The organism is Bacillus sp. LR--39 (genome assembly GCF_053613335.1).
Map to the genome: position 1 here is coordinate 1 of NZ_JBSIOT010000390.1, position 1,001 is coordinate 1,001.

A 1,001-nucleotide genomic window follows, 5' to 3' on the forward strand; every position below is an offset into this window, starting at 1 on the left:
AAAAGGAACGGCTATTTACAGAACGCTCTTTTATCGGCCTTCGATCATCGGCGGGAGCGTCGCCGTGGCGATTATGTGGCGCAATATTTTTGGCAATGACGGGGTCATCAATGCGCTGCTGTTTTTTTTCGGGATTGATCAAAAAATTCTTTGGTACCAGAATCCGACAAGTGCGCTGTGGACATTGATTCTGCTGTCCGTCTGGCAGTTCGGGTCGTCAATGCTGATTTTTCTGGCCGGGCTGAAAAACATTCCGTCTTCGTATTTGGAAGCGGCAAGTGTGGATGGGGCAAATCGAGTGCAGCGTTTCTTCAAGATCACGCTTCCGATCCTTACACCGATTATTTTCTTTAATCTTGTGATGCAGACGATTTCTGCTTTTATGACATTTACACCTGCCTATATCATTTCGAAGGGCGAGGGCGGGCCGCTTGACGGGACACTTCTCTATTCGCTCTATTTGTTCCAGCGGGCGTTTAACTATTTTCAAATGGGCTACGCATCGGCGATGGCGTGGGTCATGCTTGTCATTGTCGGGCTGATTACGCTCATATTGTTTAAAACATCGTCATATTGGGTTCATTACGAGTCAAAGGAGGAATGACGGATGGAGCCGGTCAACGAGCCTGTCAGAAAAGCCCCGGTTTTTGAAAGAAAAAAAGCCGGGCGCGTCAGTCCCAAACGCATACTGTTCCATGTTTTTACGGCAACGCTGGCGGTGTTGCTGCTATACCCGGTCATTTGGCTGTTTGTCAGCTCGTTTAAAGAAAGCGCCAGTATTTTTACAACCTCACATTCTCTCATTCCCGACCCTTTTATTCTCAGTGACTATGCTGAAGGGTGGAAGGGCATTGCGGGACAGCCGTTTCTGACGTTTATTAAAAACTCGGCGATTATTGTCGGGCTGTCAACAATCGGTGCCGTCATGTCATCGGCTGTCATTGCGTACGGATTTGCGCGTATACCGTTTAAGGGAAAAAAATTTTGGTTTGGGTGCATGA

1 protein-coding gene and 1 pseudogene are annotated in these 1,001 nt (G+C 47.8%); both read left to right on the forward strand.

Going from position 1 to position 1,001, the window contains the following annotated elements; genetic code table 11:
* Nucleotides 1-604 (forward strand): carbohydrate ABC transporter permease (locus ACWHAR_RS23470; protein ID WP_452087999.1); only part of this gene is annotated, 604 nt, incomplete at its 5' end.
* Nucleotides 605-607: 3 nt separating this feature from the next.
* A pseudogene (locus ACWHAR_RS23475) lies at nucleotides 608-1,001 on the forward strand (carbohydrate ABC transporter permease); the annotation flags it as partial.